Annotated in this window: 20 protein-coding genes; 15 read left to right on the forward strand and 5 right to left on the reverse strand. The window is 63.8% G+C overall.

Features of this window, described 5'->3' with window-relative positions; all coding sequences use genetic code 11:
• On the forward strand, window positions 1–915 hold a 915-nt coding region (locus F3J20_RS28925; RefSeq protein WP_167285558.1), incomplete at its 5' end, for a dihydrolipoyllysine-residue acetyltransferase.
• 258 nt (window positions 916–1,173) lie between these two features.
• Window positions 1,174–2,913 (forward strand): dihydrolipoyl dehydrogenase, encoded by a 1,740-nt coding sequence (gene lpdA, locus F3J20_RS28930; protein ID WP_167285559.1) that lies wholly within the window; start codon window positions 1,174–1,176, stop codon window positions 2,911–2,913.
• A 371-nt stretch (window positions 2,914–3,284) separates the two neighbouring features.
• Here lpdA and F3J20_RS28935 read toward each other — a convergent pair whose 3' ends face one another.
• A complete protein-coding gene (locus F3J20_RS28935) occupies window positions 3,285–3,857 on the reverse strand; it encodes a phasin family protein (protein WP_085480624.1) in 573 nt (190 codons plus the stop codon).
• Between the two features lie 769 nt (window positions 3,858–4,626).
• On the opposite strand from F3J20_RS28935, the gene pbpG reads away from it, so the two are divergent.
• Window positions 4,627–5,829: a D-alanyl-D-alanine endopeptidase gene (gene pbpG, locus F3J20_RS28940; RefSeq protein WP_167049865.1), complete on the forward strand. Its 1,203-nt coding sequence runs from the start codon at window positions 4,627–4,629 to the stop codon at window positions 5,827–5,829.
• Between the two features lie 151 nt (window positions 5,830–5,980).
• On the opposite strand, the gene F3J20_RS28945 is transcribed toward pbpG, so the two are convergent.
• Complete coding sequence (locus F3J20_RS28945; protein WP_167285560.1) at window positions 5,981–6,793, reverse strand: IclR family transcriptional regulator; 813 nt, start codon at window positions 6,791–6,793, stop codon at window positions 5,981–5,983.
• Between the two features lie 178 nt (window positions 6,794–6,971).
• On the opposite strand from F3J20_RS28945, the gene F3J20_RS28950 reads away from it, so the two are divergent.
• A complete protein-coding gene (locus tag F3J20_RS28950) occupies window positions 6,972–7,697 on the forward strand; it encodes a (Fe-S)-binding protein (RefSeq protein WP_167285561.1) in 726 nt (241 codons plus the stop codon).
• Window positions 7,698–7,798: 101 nt separating this feature from the next.
• Window positions 7,799–9,214, forward strand: a complete 1,416-nt coding sequence (locus tag F3J20_RS28955; RefSeq protein ID WP_167285562.1) for a lactate utilization protein B — start codon at window positions 7,799–7,801, stop codon at window positions 9,212–9,214.
• A 108-nt stretch (window positions 9,215–9,322) separates the two neighbouring features.
• Here F3J20_RS28955 and F3J20_RS28960 read toward each other — a convergent pair whose 3' ends face one another.
• Entirely contained in the window at window positions 9,323–9,835 is a 513-nt protein-coding gene (locus tag F3J20_RS28960; RefSeq protein WP_167285563.1) for a hypothetical protein, read from the reverse strand.
• A 277-nt stretch (window positions 9,836–10,112) separates the two neighbouring features.
• Here F3J20_RS28960 and F3J20_RS28965 point away from each other — a divergent pair, with 277 nt between their 5' ends.
• The 10 genes from F3J20_RS28965 (at window position 10,113) to iscX (ending at window position 17,372) form a co-directional block, all read left to right on the forward strand.
• Window positions 10,113–10,352 carry a hypothetical protein gene (locus F3J20_RS28965; protein WP_167049875.1) on the forward strand — a complete coding sequence of 80 codons (240 nt, stop codon included), beginning with the start codon at window positions 10,113–10,115 and terminating at the stop codon, window positions 10,350–10,352.
• A gap of 160 nt (window positions 10,353–10,512) precedes the next feature.
• On the forward strand, window positions 10,513–11,010 hold the full coding sequence (locus tag F3J20_RS28970; RefSeq protein WP_167285564.1) for a low molecular weight protein-tyrosine-phosphatase: 498 nt from the start codon (window positions 10,513–10,515) through the stop codon (window positions 11,008–11,010).
• A gap of 189 nt (window positions 11,011–11,199) precedes the next feature.
• Window positions 11,200–11,730 (forward strand): Fe-S cluster assembly transcriptional regulator IscR, encoded by a 531-nt coding sequence (gene iscR, locus F3J20_RS28975; protein ID WP_167049879.1) that lies wholly within the window; start codon window positions 11,200–11,202, stop codon window positions 11,728–11,730.
• An 80-nt stretch (window positions 11,731–11,810) separates the two neighbouring features.
• Window positions 11,811–13,034 carry an IscS subfamily cysteine desulfurase gene (locus F3J20_RS28980; RefSeq protein WP_167285565.1) on the forward strand — a complete coding sequence of 408 codons (1,224 nt, stop codon included), beginning with the start codon at window positions 11,811–11,813 and terminating at the stop codon, window positions 13,032–13,034.
• Window positions 13,035–13,105: 71 nt separating this feature from the next.
• The gene (iscU, locus tag F3J20_RS28985) at window positions 13,106–13,519 is read left to right on the forward strand and encodes a Fe-S cluster assembly scaffold IscU (RefSeq protein WP_167049883.1); all 414 of its coding nucleotides are present in this window, start codon (window positions 13,106–13,108) and stop codon (window positions 13,517–13,519) included.
• Between the two features lie 129 nt (window positions 13,520–13,648).
• The gene (gene iscA, locus F3J20_RS28990; protein WP_167049885.1) at window positions 13,649–13,972 is read left to right on the forward strand and encodes an iron-sulfur cluster assembly protein IscA; all 324 of its coding nucleotides are present in this window, start codon (window positions 13,649–13,651) and stop codon (window positions 13,970–13,972) included.
• 129 nt (window positions 13,973–14,101) lie between these two features.
• Complete coding sequence (hscB, locus tag F3J20_RS28995; protein ID WP_167285566.1) at window positions 14,102–14,629, forward strand: Fe-S protein assembly co-chaperone HscB; 528 nt, start codon at window positions 14,102–14,104, stop codon at window positions 14,627–14,629.
• 106 nt (window positions 14,630–14,735) lie between these two features.
• Window positions 14,736–16,607: a Fe-S protein assembly chaperone HscA gene (hscA, locus tag F3J20_RS29000; RefSeq protein ID WP_167285567.1), complete on the forward strand. Its 1,872-nt coding sequence runs from the start codon at window positions 14,736–14,738 to the stop codon at window positions 16,605–16,607.
• A 210-nt stretch (window positions 16,608–16,817) separates the two neighbouring features.
• Window positions 16,818–17,159 (forward strand): ISC system 2Fe-2S type ferredoxin, encoded by a 342-nt coding sequence (gene fdx, locus F3J20_RS29005; protein WP_167049891.1) that lies wholly within the window; start codon window positions 16,818–16,820, stop codon window positions 17,157–17,159.
• Between the two features lie 15 nt (window positions 17,160–17,174).
• Window positions 17,175–17,372, forward strand: coding sequence for a Fe-S cluster assembly protein IscX (gene iscX / locus F3J20_RS29010; protein WP_013588918.1), 198 nt, complete (start codon window positions 17,175–17,177; stop codon window positions 17,370–17,372).
• Window positions 17,373–17,533: 161 nt separating this feature from the next.
• Here the strand turns inward: iscX and F3J20_RS29015 are convergent, their stop codons facing one another.
• Both F3J20_RS29015 and lysS read right to left on the reverse strand, forming a co-directional pair.
• Window positions 17,534–18,268, reverse strand: a complete 735-nt coding sequence (locus tag F3J20_RS29015; protein WP_167285568.1) for a glycine zipper 2TM domain-containing protein — start codon at window positions 18,266–18,268, stop codon at window positions 17,534–17,536.
• A gap of 398 nt (window positions 18,269–18,666) precedes the next feature.
• A complete protein-coding gene (gene lysS / locus F3J20_RS29020; RefSeq protein ID WP_167285569.1) occupies window positions 18,667–20,208 on the reverse strand; it encodes a lysine--tRNA ligase in 1,542 nt (513 codons plus the stop codon).
• Window positions 20,209–20,333: the final 125 nt, after the last annotated feature.

The following is a 20,333-nucleotide window of genomic DNA, read 5'->3' on the forward strand; positions in this document are numbered from 1 at the left end:
AGCCACGCGTCGCCGTCGGTGCGCAAGTTCGCGCGCGAACTCGGCGTCGACGTCGGCCAGGTGAAGGGCTCGGGTCCGAAGGGCCGCATCACCCAGGCCGACGTGACCGCGTTCGTGAAGGGCGTGATGACGGGCCAGCGCGCGGCGCCGGCTGGCGCGGCCGCGCCGGCGAGCGGCGGCGAGCTGAACCTGCTGCCGTGGCCGAAGGTCGACTTCACGAAGTTCGGCCCGGTCGATCCGAAGCCGCTCTCGCGCATCAAGAAGATTTCGGGCGCGAACCTGCATCGCAACTGGGTCATGATTCCGCACGTCACGAATAACGACGAAGCGGACATCACCGAGCTCGAAGCGCTGCGCGTGAAGCTGAACAAGGAGAACGAAAAGGCGGGCGTCAAGTTCACGATGCTCGCGTTCGTGATCAAGGCCTGCGTGGCGGCCCTGAAGAAATTCCCGACGTTCAACGCGAGCCTCGACGGCGACAACCTGGTGTTCAAGCAGTACTACCACATCGGTTTCGCCGCGGACACGCCGAACGGCCTCGTCGTTCCGGTGATTCGCGACGCGGACAAGAAGGGTCTCGTCGACATCGCGAAGGAAATGGCCGATCTGTCGAAGGCCGCGCGCGAAGGCAAGCTGAAGCCGGACCAGATGCAGGGCGGCTGCTTCTCGATCTCGTCGCTGGGCGGCATTGGCGGCACGCATTTCACGCCGATCATCAATGCGCCCGAAGTCGCGATTCTCGGTCTGTCGCGCAGCGCGATGAAGCCGGTGTGGGACGGCAAGCAGTTCGTGCCGCGCCTGACCATGCCGCTGTCGCTATCGTACGACCATCGCGTGATCGACGGAGCGGAAGCCGCGCGCTTCAACGCGTACCTGGGTTCGATTCTTGCCGATTTCCGGCGTGTGATTCTTTGATGTGGTGAGGTGCGCGGGGCGCGGGCGTGTTGTCTGTGATCCGCGTCTCTCGTTGAACTTGCTTTCATGACGGTCTATTGGCGTCGCCCCTGTGCGGGGCGGCACCTACTTTTCTTTGTCTTCCAAAGAAAAGTAGGCAAAAGAAAGGCGCGTCCTTGGGCGGACGGCAAAGGATGATTCTGTCCGTGCTTGTGGCGCCTGTCCGACCGAATGTTGCGAGTTCTCCGCTCATCACGATCAACAGGAGAAGGGGACACTATGAGTCTCGTCGAAGTAAAAGTGCCGGACATCGGTGACTTCAAGGACGTCGACGTCATCGAAGTCAATATCAAACCGGGCGACGTCATCGAGCAGGAGCAGTCGCTGCTGACGCTCGAATCCGACAAGGCGTCGATGGAAGTGCCGAGCGACACCGCCGGCACCGTCAAGGAAGTGCGCATCAAGCCGGGCGACAAGGTTTCGCAGGGTACGGTAATCGCGCTGGTCGAGGCGGCAGCAGGCGGCGCGGCCGCCGCGGCTCCGGCTCCCGCTGCCGCACCGAAGGCCGCCACACCCGCGCCGCAGGCCGGCAGCTATGCCGGCGGCGCCGACATCGAGTGCGACATGCTCGTGCTCGGCTCGGGCCCGGGCGGCTATTCGGCGGCGTTCCGTTCCGCCGACCTCGGTATGAAGACCGTGCTGGTCGAGCGTTATTCGACGCTCGGCGGCGTGTGTCTGAACGTCGGCTGCATTCCGTCGAAGGCGCTACTGCACACCGCGCTCGTCATCGACGAAGCGGCTGATCTCGCCTCGCACGGCATCACGTTCGGCAAGCCGCAGATCGATCTCGACAAGCTGCGCGACTTCAAGTCGGGCGTCGTCAAGAAGCTGACCGGCGGTCTCGCCGGCATGGCGAAGGCGCGCAAGGTCGAAGTCGTGGTCGGCACCGGCGCGTTCGTCGATCCGTACCACATGGAAGTGCAGACCGAGAGCGGCAAGAAGGTCGTCAAGTTCAGGCAGGCGATCATCGCCGCGGGTTCGGAAGCGGTGAAGCTGCCGTTCATTCCGGAAGACCCGCGGGTGGTCGATTCGACCGGCGCGCTCGAACTGCGCCAGATTCCGCAGCGCATGCTCGTGATCGGCGGCGGCATCATCGGTCTGGAAATGGCGACCGTGTACTCGACGCTCGGCGCGCAGATCGACGTGGTCGAAATGCTCGACGGCCTGATGGCCGGCGCGGACCGCGATCTCGTCAAGGTCTGGGAGAAGTACAACAGCAAGCGTTTCGCGAACGTGATGCTGAAGACCAAGACCACTGCCGCCGAGGCGAAGGACGACGGCATCTACGTGTCGTTCGAAGGCGAGAAGGCGCCGGCCGGGCCGCAGCGCTACGACCTCGTGCTGGTGGCCGTCGGCCGTACGCCGAACGGCAAGCGCATCGGTGCGGAGAAGGCCGGCGTGGCGGTGACGGAGCGCGGCTTCATCGAAGTCGACAAGCAGCAGCGCACCAACGTGCCGCACATCTTCGCGATCGGCGATATCGTCGGTCAGCCGATGCTCGCGCACAAGGCGGTGCACGAGGGGCACGTGGCCGCTGAAGCCGCGCATGGCGAGAAGGCGTACTTCGACGCGATGCAGATTCCGTCGGTGGCTTACACCGATCCGGAAGTGGCATGGGCCGGCAAGACGGAAGACCAGCTCAAGGCCGCTGGCGTCAAGTTCGGCAAGGCAGTGTTCCCGTGGGCCGCGTCGGGCCGCGCGATCGCCAACGGCCGCGACGAAGGCTTTACGAAGCTGCTGTTCGATGAAGAGACGCATCGCGTGATCGGCGGCGGTATCGTCGGTCTCAATGCGGGCGATCTGATCAGCGAAGTGTGCCTCGCGATCGAGATGGGCGCGGACGCGACGGATATCGGCAAGACGATCCATCCGCATCCGACGCTCGGCGAATCGGTCGGCATGGCTGCGGAGTTGTATGAAGGCGTCTGTACCGATCTGCCGCCGGTGAAGAAGAAGTAAGACGGTTCGGCCTGCCTCGTCGCGATCGCGCGAGGCGGGTCGAAGCGGTCAATAAAAAAAGCGCGCTCCTTGCGGAGTGCGCTTTTTTTCATGGCTGTGGAATGCGGCAGAGCAGGGCGCAAGCGTTGCGTGAACTGCACGCATGCATCGTTTTCCGCATTCACCCGGCGGCGACGGCGGGAAAAAAAATCCCGGCAGTTGCGCCGGGCAAACGATACGTCATTTCAACGTATCGGAGCGTTCGGCCAATCAAACCGTGTGAGCGGCAACGGCACGACGCTGTTGCTTGCAAGAACGCCGGCGCAGCGGGAACGCTGGGCCGGCGTGAAAGCGACGCCCCGACGAATGCGGGGCGTGGACGGATGTGAAACTTAGACCGTCTTCTTGGCTGCGCGCGAAGCTTGCGCGGCGGCTTGCGAAGCTGCCTTCGACGCGGCCGTTGCAGCTGCGTTGAAGTTGCTTTCAGCGATTTCGACAGCCTGGCGGGTTGCCTTGTGGACCGTTTCGTACGTCGTGTTGGCAGCGGTGATCGCCGACTTCATCACGGCGACAGCGGTTTCCGAACCAGCCGGTGCGTTCTTCGCAACGTTTTCGACGAGTGCCTGGACCTTGCGGTTTTGTTCTTCGAATTGGGCTTCAGCGACGCGGGTGAATTCGCCTTGCGTTGCCGAGACGATTTCGTACACGTGACGGCCATACGACAGCGCCTTTTCAGCCACCGGCTGCGCGAGGCTCGCTTGCAGGGCCAGCAGTTCTTGTGCGTCCTTCACCGACAGCGCGCGCTGGGTGTTTTCCTGGCTTTCCGCGAGCGTCGACTTCACGACTTGCAGGTTCAGTTCAACCAGCTTTTCGACGCCTTCGAATGCTTTGGTCGTCAGGCCGAACAGGGTTTCGAAATTGGCTTTCTGGGCTGCGGCGAATTGCTCGGGGGTCAGCAGAGTCATGGTTTACGCTCCTGGATCGCGGTCTGTCTGTGCGGACCGCATTGGGTTAGTGGCGAGACGCAGGTGATCGTCTGCCTGGACCGCGATGTATTGTGCATCGCAGCAATGGTTCCCATTTTAAGATCGCTTCAAAGATTGTCAAGTATTTTTTGTGCGTCGCACAATATTAAGAAAGTGCTGATAAAACAATACGTTATGCGGTAGGCATGTCATACATGTGACGCAGAACGATTTGATCGTTGCACCGCGTCGATGCGAGATAAAGCACTCCATGCCCTCGTTTCGCGGAATTATTTTTCCTGCGGCCGGTGACGATGCTGGTGGGGGAGCGAGCATGCGCCCGCAAAAATCGGCAAAATTGCGTTCGATGTAAACCACAAACTGCTACGGAACGTTAAGCGTTCATGACAGTCGAACGCGCGTTGTCAGCTTCGGCAGATGCTTAAGAAATATCTGTCGCCAAGCCACAACGCCCTCGCGGCACGGCGCTGCGGTACGCGCCGATGCCTGACCGTATTTCCCCGGATCAAGGTTGTCTCGAAATTGTCGTTATGCTGCAAGAATCTCCTCGATTCTTGCGCATGGCCGCAATGGCGGGACATGGCTAGCGACGATCGTTTTTTTCGATCGAGTCGCGGCACTTATTTGCGTTTTCGCGATCGGAGCTTACAAGCCGGTTTAAGGAGCGCGTATAAGTGCTTCAAATTGCTAATTTTTCGTTGCTTTACTACACTTGCGGAAACCTCTCGCCGCTCCCTATCGAACACCCATGAAAACCGACATGTTTTCGTCGCTGAAAGTGATCCACGGCGCGGCGCGCAGCACCGCTCTGTCGGTGGCCGTCTCCCTGGCCGTCGCAACGGCGTTTGCCGCGCCTGTCAACACTTTTGCAGCCACGACTGCCGCAACCGCAAAAACTTCCAAACACGTCAAAACGGCTAAAACCGCCAAAAAGCCGGCCCCGGCAGCCGCCACCGCGAAGGTGTCGAGCCGCTCGGTCAAGGCAGGCAAGGGTGCGGTCGTCAAGGCGGCCGCCGCCGAGGACGAAGCACCGCGCGCGGGCGCGCGCCGCAAGCGCGTGACGTTCGCGGCGAACGGCCGCCATCACTCCGCCGTGCGTCGCGTCGCGTATGAGCCGCGTTCGCCTTCGGTCGGGCAGGCTTTCGGTCTGCACGAAACGCCCGACGCGCTGATGCTGCGCTCGAGCGTCGCCTACGTGATCGACCAGAATAGCGGCGAGCCGCTCTTCGACAAGAACTCGCGGGCCGTCGTGCCGATCGCATCGATCAGCAAGCTGATGACCGCGATGGTCGTGCTCGATTCGAAAGAGCCGATGACCGATCAGATCGAAGTCACCGACGAAGACCGCGACTACGTGAAGAACACCGGCTCGCGTCTGTCGGTGGGCTCGGTGCTGTCGCGCGAAGACATGCTGCATATCGCGCTGATGGCGTCGGAAAACCGTGCCGCGGCCGCGCTGTCGCGCTATTACCCGGGCGGCCGCCCGGCGTTCCTCGCCGCGATGAACGCGAAGGCGAAGCAGCTCGGCATGACCGACACGCATTTCGAGAGCCCGACCGGCCTGACGAGCATGAATGTGTCGACCGCGCGCGATCTCGTGAAGATGGTCAACGCGGCGTATCAGTACCCGCTGATCCGCAAGTTCTCGACCGATCACAGCTACGAGGTGTACACGGGTAAGCGCACGCTCGCCTACAACAGCACGAACGCGCTCGTGCGCAACCCGACGTGGGACATCGGTCTGCAGAAGACCGGTTTCATCAACGAGGCGGGTGAGTGCCTCGTGATGCAGGCGACCATTCATGGCCGTCCGATGGTGATGGTACTGCTCGACTCGTCGGGCAAATACTCGCGTTTCGCGGACGCGGCACGTCTGCGCACGTGGATCGACAACGGCGGCGGCGAGCAGCCGCGCATTACGAGCGCCGATGCCGGCGGTTCGGGTATCTGATGTCTGAACGATTGCCGTAGCCGGTTTTCGGACCGGCAGCGCGTACCGGTAGCGGTGATCCTGCAAGAAAAAAGCCTCGCGAATGCGAGGCTTTTTGCATGGCGCCGGGAAAGGTGCCGCGGACGGCGCGGCCGCGTTTCGTCGACTCCCGCTACGTATGCTGGCCGTGCGAGTGCGAATGACCCTGCTGCGGGTGCGGCCGATAACCCAGCGCTTCCGAAATCATCAGTGCGGTCTGACTCAGTTGCCCGAGCCACGAGTCCTGCAGGCGATCCGCCGGCGCCGATAGCGACAGCCCCGCGACGAGCTTGCCGGTATCGTCGTAAATGCCGGCTGCGATGCAGCGCACGCCGAGCTCCAGCTCCTCGTTATCGCGCGCGCAGGCCTGCTGGCGCACATGCGACAACTCGCGTTCGAGTTTCGCCAGATCGGTGATGCTGTTCTGCGTATGGCCGGAGAGGCCGGTACGCGTGGCATACGCGCGCACGCGGGTCGCTTCGTCGGCGGCGAGGAACAGCTTGCCGACCGAGGTCAGATGCAGCGGCGCGCGTCCGCCGATGGCCCGCACCACCTGCATGCCCGAACGTTCCGAATACGCACGCTCGATATAGACGATCTCGTCGCCCTGACGCACCGACAGATTCACGGTCTGCCCGGTCTGCCGATGCAGTTCGCGCATCGGCGTGAGCGCCGCGTCGCGCACCGAGAGGCGCGCCTTCACCAGATTGCCCAGTTCGAGCAGGCGCATGCCGAGGCGGTAGGTGCCAGGGTCCGACCGGTCGACGAGGCGGCACATCACCATGTCGTTCAGGATGCGGTGCGCCGTGGACGGGTGCAGCTCCGTGCGGATGGCGAGTTCTTTCAGGCTGACCGGGTCGCTATGCGCCGCGAGTGCATCGAGCAGGCGCATCATGCGTTCGATCACCTGGATCGAAGTTTTGGGATCCGGGTTCGTATCGCTCATATGAGAATCGGTAGATGCGTCAAACAGCGAAAGCCGATTGTATCTCGTATGGTGAAAAAAGCGAACGCGCTTCGAAGCGCTCCTCGAATCCGCCGCGCGCCGCGTCCTATGCCTTCTGGCCGTTGGTGTTGCGCGGCAAACAGCGGATAATCAGGGACGTTTCCCCGAAGGAGGGTCCATGCGAGTCGGATTGTTCGTCACCTGTCTGATCGACCTGATGCGTCCCGAAATCGGTTTTTCGGTCATCAAGCTGATCGAAGGCGCCGGTTTCGAGGTCGCGGTGCCGCCCGCGCAAACCTGCTGCGGCCAGCCCGTGTATAACTCGGGCGACCGCCGTCTCGCGCGCGATCTCGCCGAGAAGACCCTGCGCGAATTCGAGCAGTTCGACTACGTGGTGGTGCCGTCGGGCTCGTGCGGCGGCATGATCCGCGCGCACTACGGCGACCTGTTCGGCGACGATCCCGAACTGATGAACCGCTTCGGCCGGCTGCGTGCGAAGGTGTTCGAGCTGACTGATTTTCTCGTCAACGTGGCGAAGGTGCAGTTGCAGCCGGGCCGGTTCGAGGGGCAGGTGACCTATCACGACTCGTGCTCGGGCCTGCGCGAACTCGGCGTGAAAGCGCAGCCGCGCGAGCTGCTCGCGCAGGTGGGCGTCGCGGTGACGGAAATGCAGGGCTGCGAACATTGCTGCGGCTTCGGCGGCACCTTCGCGGTCAAGTACGGCGACATCTCGACGGCGATCGTCGACGAAAAATGCGCGAACATCGCCGCGAGCGGCGCAGGCACCGTGGTGCTCGGCGACCTCGGCTGCATGCTCAATATCGAAGGGCGCCTGCGTCGCAACGGGGATTCGACGACGCGCGTGCTGCATATCGCGCAGGTGCTGGCCGGCGACGTGCAATGAGCCGCGGGCCGCGGCGCGCCGCCCGCCATGTGCCGCTTACGCTTCTTTTTGGCGCGCGTGTTTGAGGCGTGCGCCTCGCTCCGATTCCGTCCAAGGCTGCCATGCAAGTTCAATCGATGCAGTTCAAGGCTCGCGCCGGTCAGAAACTTGCCGACCAGCGCCTGCAGCAGAACCTGACCAAGCTGTCCACGAAGTTCGTGTCGGCGCGCGCCAGCGCGATGACCGAGATCGACTTTTCCTCGACCCGCGCCGCGCTCAAGGAGCGCCGCAATCGCGCGCTCGATAATCTCGACGTGTGGCTCGAAACCTTCGAGCGCGAGGCGGCCCGCCGCGGCGTGACGGTGCTGTTCGCCGAGACGACGCAGGAGGCCGCGCGGCTCGTCGGAGATATCGCGCGCCAACATGACGTGAAGAAGGTGATCAAGACCAAGTCGATGGTCACAGAAGAAATGCGCCTGAACGAAGTGCTCGGGCAGATGGGCGTGCAGTCGATCGAAACCGATCTCGGCGAATACATCCTGCAGATCAACGACAACGAGCCGCCGAGCCACATCATCGCGCCGGTCGTCCACAAGGATAAGGACGAGATCGCCGACCTGTTCGCGAAAACGCACGGCCGCCCGCGTCTGACCGAGATTCCCGACATGACGCGCGAAGCGCGCGAGATGCTGCGCCCGCACTTCCTGAGCGCGGACATGGGCGTGACGGGCGGCAACTTTATCGTCGCCGAAACGGGCTCGGTCGTCGTCGTCACGAACGAGGGCAACGAAGGTATGTGCACGGTGATGCCGCGCGTCCATGTGGCCGTCACCGGTATCGAAAAAGTGCTGCCGACGCTCGAAGACCTGGCGACCGCGATGCGTCTGCTGCCGCGCTCGGCGACGGGGCAAACCACGTCGAACTATTTTTCGATGCTGACGGGGCCGCGCGGAGCAGGCGATCAGGACGGGCCCGAGCATATGTACGTGGTGCTTGTCGACGGCGGGCGCACGGGGCTCATCGGCGGCGACTTTCAGGAGATGCTCCGCTGCATCCGCTGCGGGGCGTGCATGAACCATTGCCCGGTTTATCAGAAGGTCGGCGGCCATGCCTATGGCTGGGTCTATCCGGGGCCGATGGGCTCGGTATTGACGCCGAGCTATGTCGGCATCGACAAGGCGCTCGATTTGCCGCAGGCGGCGACGCTATGCGGGGAGTGCAATAGCGTGTGCCCGGTCGGCATTCCGCTCTCCGACCTGTTGCGCAAGTTGCGCGAGAAACAGACGGAGCGGCGTCTGCGGCCGTGGAAGGAGCGAGCGGGGCTGGCCGTGTGGGGTTGGCTGGCGTTGCATCCCGATGTCTATGCGCTCGTCACCAGGCTTGCGGTGCGCGTGCTCGAACGCATGGGTGGACGCAAGCGCTCGATTGCCAAACTGCCGCTCGGCGGCGCGGGCTGGACCGATACGCGCGATATGCCGGCGCCGGTGGGACGTACGTTCAGGGAGTTGTATGCGGCGCAGCGCAGCCATATCGGCTGAGCGGGCTGTCGTGATGGGCCGGGAGTCTGCCTGACGCTTGTTCTGTTCTGGCCGTTCAGCCGTTGCGGCGGCGCTGGCGCGCATAAGCGCCAGCCGCCGGCCTGACCTTCAGTGGTCGTTCATCTGCCCGGAGTGACGCGGGGAGTTTCTGCTCCACGAGCCGCCGCCATGTCCGCCGCCGTTGCCGCCTTGCTGCTGGGCTTGCGGTTGCCCCGGCGGCGGGCCGCCCGCGCCCGGACGGGGGCCATTCCATCCACCTGGTCCGCGGGGGCCGCCAGCCGCGCCTTGCGGCGGAGGTCCGCCGTGCGGCTGGCCCGGGCCGCCACCATGGTCGCCACGATCGCCATGGTGCCAGTCGTTGTCGTTCGGTCGGCCTCGGTCCGGATATCCGTGATAGCCCGGGCCCGGCCCATAGTAGCGTTCCGGTCCCGGGTAATTGCCATATCCCATGTAGACATTGGTTTGCGGCACGACGGCTGCGCCGGGCGCGTAGCCGTCATAGCCTTCGTAGCCGCTATAGCCGTATCCGTTGCCGTACATCGGCGTGCCGTCCGGATAGACCGCGCAGCCGCCGAGCAGGGCGGCCACCACGAGGCCGGCGAGAGGTGCAAGACGTTTCATTGGTTGGATCACGTGCAAGGTACCAGGAAATGCTGATGTAAGAATGAGACCCGTATTATCGCCGCCTGTCACGCGAGCTCTGTATGTATTTGTAAGGTCTTCTTTTTCATGCCTTTATGTTCGATCGTGGGGCGAAAGAACCAGCAACTGACTGTTCTATTTCAAGCAACGATCTATCTCGCCAGATCCGGTTTTTCCCGATTGTGAATTTCTATAGCATTTGGGCTGGGAATAGTGGGTCACGAGCCCATGTGTCCCTTAATCGGAAAACGACATCATGAAAAAGACAATATCGGTGTACTGGCCCCTCGTCATTGTTGTGTCTCTCGCCGCGCTCGCCTATCTGCACATTTGCAGCAACGCCGCCTCGCGTGCGTCGCAGTCTCCGCTCGATGCGAACCACCTGACGGCGGAACTCGCGCGCGCGGTTTCGTACGGCATGATCGACGCTGCGTCGGCGTTGCCGGTCAAGCCTGTGCCTGCCGCGACGGCGATACCGCTCTCCGAGGCATCGTAAGCGCGCACCGTCGCAAGCGCTGCGGCTCGCAGCAGGGCGCATGGCTTGCATGGCGCGTATCACGCCCGGCGCGATTGTGTCGAGGTTTGTATAATCGCGACGCAATTTGCTCAACGCTATCGGCCCCGCGCGTGGCGCCGTCGCACTTGAATATCCGCAGATGAAAACTGTGTCCGTGTGTTTCGTTTGTCTCGGCAATATCTGCCGTTCGCCGACGGCGGAAGGCGTGATGCGCCACCTCGTCGACGAAATGAAGCTCGCGGACCGGATCCTGGTCGACTCGGCCGGCACCGGCGACTGGCATATCGGCGAGGCGCCCGACGAACGCGCTCAGCAGGCAGCGCGCCAGCGTGGCTACGAGTTGGCGACATTGCGCGGCCGGCAGATCACGGTCGCGGACTTCGAGCGCTTCGATCTGCTGATCGCCATGGACGAGCGCAACGTCGCCGCGCTGCATCAGCTTTGTCCCCCGGCGCAGCACGACAAAATCCGTCTGCTGCTGGAATTCGTGCCGCAGACCGAGAGCCGCTGGGCCGGCGCGTGCGAAGTCGTCGATCCCTACTTCGGTGGCGCGGCAGGTTTCGAGCAGGTGCTCGATCAGTGCGAGGCGGCCTGCCGCGGCTTGATCGCCGCGCTGCGCCCGCAACTGCTCGCCTAGGAATTGCCGGCGTAAGTCGGGCAGCGCCCGCCGCGCACCTTGGCGCAAGCCGGCAAAGACCGCACCGGGCGGCAAAAAATACGTCGCTCAATTAAGCAAACGACACAAATCGCGTCAGCCATACTTGACTAAATCGCTCATGTATTTATACTTGACAAAACTTGTCGAGAATTGCGGTTCCCACATCATATGAGACTCACCACGAAAGGCCGTTTCGCCGTCACGGCGATGATCGACCTGGCGTTGCGCCAGGAGCAGGGCCCGGTGACGCTTGCGGGTATCAGCCAGCGCCAGCACATCTCCCTGTCTTATCTCGAGCAGCTGTTTGGCAAGCTGCGCCGTCACGAAATCGTCGAGTCCGTGCGCGGGCCGGGCGGCGGCTACAATCTCGCGCGCCGTGCCGAAAACGTCACGGTGGCCGACATCATCATCGCGGTCGACGAACCGCTCGACGCCACCCAGTGCGGCGGCAAGGGCACGTGCGAAGGCACCAAGCAGCACGACGGCCATTGCATGACGCATGAGCTGTGGTCGACGCTGAACCAGAAAATGGTCGAGTACCTCGATTCGGTTTCGCTGAAGGATCTGGTCGACCAGCAGCGCTCGCGCGAAGGCGCGCCGGCGGTGCTGCGCGACAGGCGTACCGATGCGCCGGCGGTCGAGCCGGTCCGCGTGGCGCCGAAAGGGCCTAATTCCGTTTTCAACATGGCCGGTTCCTGAAGGCGCGGCAGCGAAATACGACACCCGCCGTCCCATAGAGAACCCAGAAGCCAGAGCACATGACGTCCCCGGAGCAATTGATGAACAACGACTCTCTCCATCTGCCCATTTACATGGACTACAGCGCCACGACGCCGATCGATCCGCGCGTCGTGGACAAGATGATTCCGTATCTGCGCGAGCAGTTTGGCAACCCGGCATCGCGCAGCCACTCGTACGGCTGGGACGCGGAGCGTGCGGTCGAGGAAGCGCGCGAGCAGGTCGCCGCGCTCGTGAACGCCGACCCGCGCGAGATCATCTGGACCTCGGGCGCGACGGAGTCGGACAACCTCGCGATCAAGGGTGCCGCGCACTTCTACAAGAGCAAGGGCAAGCACATCATCACGGTGAAGACCGAGCACAAGGCCGTGCTCGACACCTGCCGCGAACTCGAGCGCGAAGGCTTCGAAGTCACGTATCTGGACGTGAAGCCCGACGGTCTGATCGACCTCGACGTGTTCAAGGCCGCGCTGCGCCCGGACACGATTCTCGTCTCGGTGATGTCGGTGAACAACGAGATCGGCGTGGTCCAGGACGTCGAGGCTATCGGCGAGATCACGCGCGAGAAGGGCATCATTTTCCACGTCGACGCGGCGCAGGCCACCGGCAAGATCGAGATCGACCTGCAAAAGCTCAAGATCGATCTGATGTCGTTCTCGGCGCACAAGACGTACGGCCCGAAGGGCATCGGCGCGCTCTACGTGCGCCGCAAGCCGCGCGTGCGCATCGAGGCGCAGATCCACGGCGGCGGCCACGAGCGCGGCATGCGCTCGGGCACGCTCGCGCCGCACCAGATCGTCGGCATGGGCGAGGCGTTCCGTCTCGCGCGCGAAGAGATGGCGACCGAAAACGAGCGCGTGCGCATGCTGCGCGACCGGCTGCTGAAAGGCCTCTCGGAAATCGAGGAAGTGTATGTGAACGGCGACATGGAAAAGCGTATCGCGCACAACCTGAACATCAGCTTCAATTTCGTCGAAGGCGAATCGCTGATCATGGCGGTGAAGGACGTCGCGGTGTCGTCGGGTTCGGCGTGCACGTCGGCTTCGCTGGAACCGTCGTACGTGCTGCGCGCGCTCGGCCGCAACGACGAACTCGCGCACAGCTCGATCCGCTTCACGGTGGGCCGCTTCACGACCGAGCAGGATGTCGACTACGTGATCAACCTGCTGAAGACGAAGATTTCCAAGCTGCGCGACCTGTCGCCACTGTGGGAAATGCACAAGGACGGGATCGATCTGTCGACCATTCAATGGGCCGCGCACTGACGCGCCAGTTGGGCGATGTGGGATACCCCGTTCATCGGATTGCAGGTTGAAACGAATCAAGGAGTGTAATCATGGCTTATAGCGACAAGGTCCTCGACCACTACGAAAACCCGCGCAACGTCGGTTCCTTCGCGAAGGACGACGACGCGGTCGGTACCGGCATGGTCGGCGCGCCGGCCTGCGGCGACGTAATGAAGCTGCAGATCCGCGTCGGCGCGGACGGCATCATCGAAGACGCGAAGTTCAAGACCTACGGCTGCGGCTCGGCAATCGCATCGAGCTCGCTCGTCACCGAATGGGTGAAGGGCAAGACGCTCGATCAGGCCATGTCGATCAAGAACACGCAGATCGCCGAAGAACTGGCGCTGCCGCCGGTGAAGATCCACTGCTCGATCCTCGCGGAAGACGCGATCAAGGCCGCGGTCGCCGACTACAAGCAGCGTCACGGCGAAGCAGCGGTTGCCGAAGACGGCAAGGCCGCCTGAGTCTCGCGAGAGTCGTTGAACCGCTGAGTCACCGGGTAACCGTCAGGCGCGCGTTGCATGCGCGCCTGACACACGGTGCGCGCGGCGCGGCACCCGCGTCGCGCACGCATTGCGCAATTGAGAAACGCTATGGCAATTACGTTGACCGAAAAGGCAGCACAGCACGTCCAGAAGTATCTGATCCGGCGCGGTAAGGGCATCGGGTTGCGCGTCGGCGTGCGCACGACCGGTTGCTCGGGCCTCGCCTACAAGCTCGAGTACGTGGACGAACTCGCGCCCGAAGATCAGGTGTTCGAGACGAGCGGCGTGAAGGTCGTGGTCGACCCGAAGAGCCTCGCCTATATCGACGGCACCGAACTCGACTTCGCGCGCGAAGGGCTGAACGAAGGCTTCAGGTTCAACAACCCGAACGTGAAGGACGAATGCGGTTGCGGCGAGTCGTTCCGCGTGTAGGTTCGGCGGTTTTCCGCGTGCAGCGGATGAAAGGCGGCGCGGGCCGCCTTTTTAGTTTGATCCGCGTACTTCCCGAGCGTGTTTTCAGACCGCACTCCGGTGCGCTTTCATCAACGGACTTTTAATCCGATGGCCTCGCTGAACGACAGCCACTTCGACCTGTTCGATCTGCCCGCGCAATTCGCGCTCGATGCCGCCGCGCTCGATCACGCGTATCGCACCGTGCAGACGCAGGTGCATCCGGACCGCTTCGCGGCGGCCGGCGACGCGCAAAAGCGCATCGCCATGCAATGGGCGACCCGCACGAACGAGGCGTATCAGACGCTGCGTGATCCGCTTAAGCGCGCGACTTATCTGCTGTCGCTGCGCGGCATCGACGTCGGCGCGGAGAACAACACGGCGATGGAACCGGCCTTCCTGATGCAGCAGATGGAATGGCGCGAGAACATCGAGGACGCGGCCGCGGCGAAGAACGTCGACGCGCTCGACGCGCTGCTCGCCGAGCTGCGCGACGAAGAGCGCCGGCGCCTCGACAAGCTCGGCGCGTCGCTCGACAGCGGCGCCAATCAGGCGGCGGGCGAAGCCGTGCGGCAGTTGATGTTCATCGAGCGCGTCGCGTCGGAAATCGGCGCTCAGATCGAGCGGCTCGAGGGATAGCGCGGTTTCGCGCACCACAGAAAAACCAGAGCGGCCGCGAGCCGCGGTATCACACCCCAGCAACGCGAAATTCAGGACGGGGCACCACGTCCCCGAGAAGATCCAGATGGCCTTACTGCAAATCTCCGAACCCGGCATGGCGCCGGCGCCCCACCAGCGGCGTCTCGCAGTCGGTATCGATCTCGGCACCACCAACTCCCTCGTCGCCGCTGTGCGCAGCGGCGTGCCCGATGTGCTGCCCGACGAAGACGGGCATGCGCTGCTGCCCTCGGTGGTGCGCTATCTCGAACAGGGCGGCCGTCGCATCGGCCGCAAGGCGAAGGCCGAGGCGGCGAGCGATCCGCGCAACACGATCGTCTCGGTCAAGCGCTTCATGGGTCGCGGCAAGGCGGAAGTTGAGGGCGCCGAAAACGCGCCGTACGACTTCGTCGACGCACCCGGCATGGTGCAGATCCGCACCGTCGACGGCGTGAAGAGCCCGGTCGAAGTGTCGGCCGAAATTCTCGCGACGCTGCGCCAGCGCGCCGAAGACACGCTCGGCGACGAGCTGGTCGGCGCGGTCATCACGGTGCCCGCGTATTTCGACGACGCGCAGCGCCAGGCCACCAAGGACGCCGCGCGTCTCGCGGGCCTGAACGTGCTGCGGCTGCTCAACGAGCCGACCGCGGCCGCGATCGCCTATGGTCTCGACAACGGCTCCGAAGGCCTCTACGCCGTGTACGACCTCGGCGGCGGCACCTTCGACCTGTCGATCCTCAAGCTCACGAAAGGCGTGTTCGAAGTGCTCGCGGCCGGCGGCGATTCCGCGCTCGGCGGCGACGATTTCGACCACGCGCTCTATCGCCACGTGCTCGCGCAGGCGGGCATCGCGCCGCAAACGCTCGCGCCGCAGGACGTGCGTCTGCTGCTCGACGGCGTGCGCGACGCCAAGGAGGCGTTGTCGAGCGCGCCGCAGGCCAGCTTCAAGGCAACGCTTGCGAACGGCACCGCGCTCGATCTGACGATCGACGAGGCCATCTTCGAGACGATCACGCAGGAGCTGGTTCAGCGCACCTTCGGTCCGACGAAGAAGGCGCTGCGCGACGCGAAGGTTGCGACGAAAGACATCAAGGGCGTCGTGCTGGTCGGCGGCGCGACGCGCATGCCGGTGATCCGCCGCGCGGTCGAAGCGTTCTTCGGCCAACCGCCGCTCGTCAATCTCGACCCGGACCAGGTCGTCGCGCTCGGCGCGGCGATCCAGGCCGATCTGCTGGCCGGCAATCGCGGCGCGGAGGGCGACGACTGGCTGCTGCTCGACGTGATTCCGCTGTCGCTCGGCGTCGAGACGATGGGCGGCCTGACCGAGAAGATCATCCCGCGCAACTCGACGATTCCGGTCGCGCGCGCGCAGGATTTCACGACCTTCAAGGACGGACAGACCGCGATGGCGATTCACATCGTGCAGGGCGAGCGCGAACTCGTGAGCGACTGCCGCTCGCTCGCGCGCTTCGAATTGCGCGGCATCCCGCCGATGGCGGCCGGTGCGGCGCGCATTCGCGTCACGTATCAGGTCGATGCGGACGGCCTCCTGTCCGTGTTCGCGCGCGAGCAGACCTCGGGCGTGGAGGCATCGGTCGTGGTCAAGCCATCCTACGGTCTCGCCGATGACGACATCGCGCGCATGCTCGAAGACAGCTTCTCGACCGCCGAGGTCGACATGCGCGCGCGCGCGTTGCGCGAGGCGCAGGTCGAAGCGCAGCGTCTTGTCGAGGCGACCGACGCGGCGCTTGCCGCCGACGCCGAACTGCTCGACGACAGCGAACGTGCGGCGCTCGACGCGCTGCTCGCCGCCTTGCGCAACGTCGCGCAAAGCGACGACGTGAATGCGGTCGAAGCGGCCACCAAGGCGCTCGCCGAAGGCACGGACGAATTCGCCGCGCGCCGCATGAACAAGGGCATCCGCCGCGCACTGTCGGGCCGTAAGCTCGACGAGATCTGAGCGCGGCGTGAGCGGTGTGAATGGCGGCACGCGGCGGGCGAGCCCGTCATGCGCCGCACCCGCGAAGTCCCGTGGAATTATCCGCGGGCGACTGGAACAACCGAAGCGCGCCTTGCGGACTTAAAAAGTCCGCAAGGCGCCAGTAGAATGGCACGGAGCCTGTACGGCATCGCTGGCAGCCACCGTGCCTCAGACCCAAACGGAAACCGTATGCCTCAAATCGTTGTGCTGCCTCACGTCGAACTGTGTCCGGATGGCGCCGTGATCGACGCCGTTCCCGGCAAGAGCATCTGCGACAACCTGCTCGATCACGGCATCGAAATCGAGCACGCGTGCGAGAAGTCCTGCGCGTGCACGACCTGTCACGTGATCGTGCGTGAGGGTTTCGCCGCCTTGACGCCGTCCGAGGAAGACGAGGACGATCTGCTGGACAAGGCGTGGGGGCTCGAACCGGCTTCGCGTCTGTCGTGCCAGGCGATCGTGCCGGACGAGCAGGATCTGGTCGTCGAAATTCCGCGTTACTCGATCAATCACGCGAAGGAAAACCACTAACAGGAGGACGCAGCCATGAAGTGGACCGATACGCAAGACATCGCGATGGCCCTGACGGACAAGCACCAGGACGTCGATCCTCAGCAGGTGCGCTTCACCGATCTGCACCGCTGGGTGACCGAGCTCGAAGGCTTCGACGACGATCCGAACCGTTCGAACGAAAAGATTCTCGAGGCGATCCAGGCGGCATGGATCGAAGACGCGGATTATTGAGCGCGTTGAATGCGTTAAGTGCTTGTGAGGGGGCGCGGTTCCGTACCCGCTTCCGTGCACTGTGGCGATGATGTTGCGATTAGCCGAAAAAGGCGATTCCAGTCGGAATCGCCTTTTTCGTTGCCGCGCGGAAAAATAGCCTCGAACCCTGGCTGCGGCCATCAGCCCGCGACCAGCGCGCCGTTTTCGATTCGCACGCGTTGACCTTGCTGGAACGGCGGCGCTTCGTGATACGTGAAGTAGCGCGTCTTGCCGTTCTCCATCCGCACGCGCACCGAATACGCGGTCGAGCTGCGCAGATGCTTTTCGACCGAGTTGCCCGCGAACCCGCCACCGAGCGCGCCGAGCACCGTCATCGCGGCGCGGCCACCGCCGGCGCCGAACTGGTTGCCGATCACGCCACCGGCCACCGCGCCGCCGACCGCGCCGATCCCGGTGCCATGACCTTCATGACGAACCGCCGAAATCGCGACGACCGTGCCGCAGGTCGAGCAATAGGCGGGTTGCGGCGCCGGCTGCTGGGCGTACTGCGGCACGGTCTGTGCCTGTTGTGGCTGCGCATATTGCGGCTGCTGCGCCGGGACCGCCGGCACGGGCTGCGGGATTTGCGCGGCCTGAGGCGCTTGCCGTTGAGCCGGCGCGTCGACTGGCGCCGCCGAATCGACGATGCCCGGTTGTTGACCTTCCTGCTGCGCTTGCTGTTGAGCTTGCGCCGTGACCTGCGCGGCTTGCGTCTGATCGCTCTGCGCGCCGTTGCTCGACGCTTTCGGGAATACGCCGGTAATCGCCGCCGTGGCGACCAGACTTGCGACGAGCACCGCGCCCGCGGCGGTCGCAATCAGCGGATGAAGACGACGCGGTTGCGTCGGTTGCGTCGGTTGAGTGGGGTTGTCCATATTGGCCTCCGTTTCTGACAGAGCCGGCTTTTCTTGATGCTCGCTCTCGGGTGCTTTCGTTGCTGCGCTTGATGAGATCGAGTGTCAGGCAATTCGCTCGAGGCGGCGTTTCAATTTGTAACCCGGGCGGCGCGGGCAGCGCGCGAGGGCAAGTGGCTGGCGCACGGCGGGCCTTGGGCTGCGCAAGTTTCGAAAACCGGCCTCGCCCGAACTGCCGGGGCGGCATCGCGCAGCTTTTACCACTGGTTACAAACCATCCGTAGCAGAAAACGGTCCCGTTTCCTTGCGAGCGGATGCGAGTGAGTAATACAAAACGCCCGGCAGGGCCGGGCGTTTTCGGAGACGTCTGCGCGGGTCGCATGCCACGAACGGCAACGACCCGCAACCCGCAACGGCAATCAGTCCTCGCGGCGCAGATGCGGGAACAGGATTACGTCGCGGATGCTCGGGCTGTCCGTCAGCATCATCACGAGACGGTCGATGCCGATACCGCAGCCGCCGGTCGGCGGCATGCCGTATTCGAGCGCGCGGATGTAGTCGGCGTCGTAGTACATCGCTTCTTCGTCGCCGGCGTCTTTCTGGTCGACCTGCTTCCTGAAGCGCGCGGCCTGGTCTTCCGGATCGTTCAGTTCCGAGAAGCCGTTGGCGATCTCGCGGCCGGTGATGAACAGCTCGAAACGCTCGGTGATGCCTTCCACCTTGTCCGACGCGCGCGCGAGCGGCGACACCTCGATCGGGTAGTCGATGATGTAGGTCGGTTCCCACAGTTGCGACTCGGCGGTCTCTTCGAACAGCGCCAGTTGCAACGCGCCGACGCCCGCATTGAGGAACTGCGGCTGCGACGCGTCGACGCCGAACTTCTTCAGCTCGGTGCGCAGGAACGCGCTGTCGGCGAGTTGCTCGCTCGTGTATTGCGGCGCGTATTTCTGGATCGCCTGCGTGATCGTGAGCCGATGAAACGGCTTGCTCAGATCGAGCTCGCGGCCCTGATACGTGATCGTGGCCGTGCCGAGCGCGTCGATCGCGGCCTGGCGGATCAGGCGTTCGGTGAAGTCCATCAGCCACGTGTAGTCGGTGTAGGCCGCGTAGAACTCGATCATCGTGAATTCCGGGTTGTGGCGCACGGAGACGCCCTCGTTGCGGAAATTACGGTTGATCTCGAACACGCGCTCGAAGCCGCCGACCACGAGCCGCTTCAGATACAGCTCGGGCGCGATGCGCAGGAACATCTGCATGTCGAGCGCGTTGTGGTGCGTCGAGAACGGCTTGGCCGCCGCGCCGCCCGGAATCGGGTGCAGCATCGGCGTTTCGACTTCCATGAAGTTCGCATCGGCCATGTACTTGCGGATCGACGAAATCGCCCTGGTGCGCGCGATGAAGGTCTTGCGCGTTTCCGGCGTGACGATCAGATCGACGTAGCGCTGGCGGTACTTCATTTCCTGGTCGGCGAGACCGTGGAATTTGTCGGGCAGCGGACGCAGCGACTTCGACAGCAGACGCAGCTCCGTGCAGCGCACCGACAGCTCGCCCTTGTTGGTGCGGAACAGCACGCCGCGCGCGGCGACGATGTCGCCCATGTCCCACTTCTTGAACGCGTCGTAGGTCTCCTGGCCGACGTCGGCCGGCGTGATGAAGAACTGGATCTGACCCGAGCCGTCGCGCACGGTCGCGAAGCTCGCCTTGCCCATCACGCGCTTGAGCATCATGCGCCCGGCGATCGCGACTTCGAGCGGATTCGCTTCGAGCGCGTCCTTGTCGCTGTGCTCGTACTGCCGCTGCAGGTCGTCGGCGTGATGGGTGGGGCGGAAGTCGTTCGGATAGGCGACGCCGTGCTCACGCAGTTCGCGCAGCTTTTCGCGGCGCTCGGCGATGATCTTGTTGTCGTCCACCTCGGGCGCGGTGTTCGGCTGGGCCGAATTGGGCTGGGTCGGTTCGGTCATGATGATTTGGTGTTCGGTGGCCCGCGGCGGAGTGCTCCGCGCGGGAGGCCAGTCAGTGTAAAAACCTCAGGCGGTACTGGGAAAACGGGGCAAGCAAACGGACTGCGAGCAACGGATAGCGGCAA

This window comes from Paraburkholderia sp. Cy-641, assembly GCF_011752945.1.
In the GTDB taxonomy this organism is placed as follows: domain Bacteria; phylum Pseudomonadota; class Gammaproteobacteria; order Burkholderiales; family Burkholderiaceae; genus Paraburkholderia.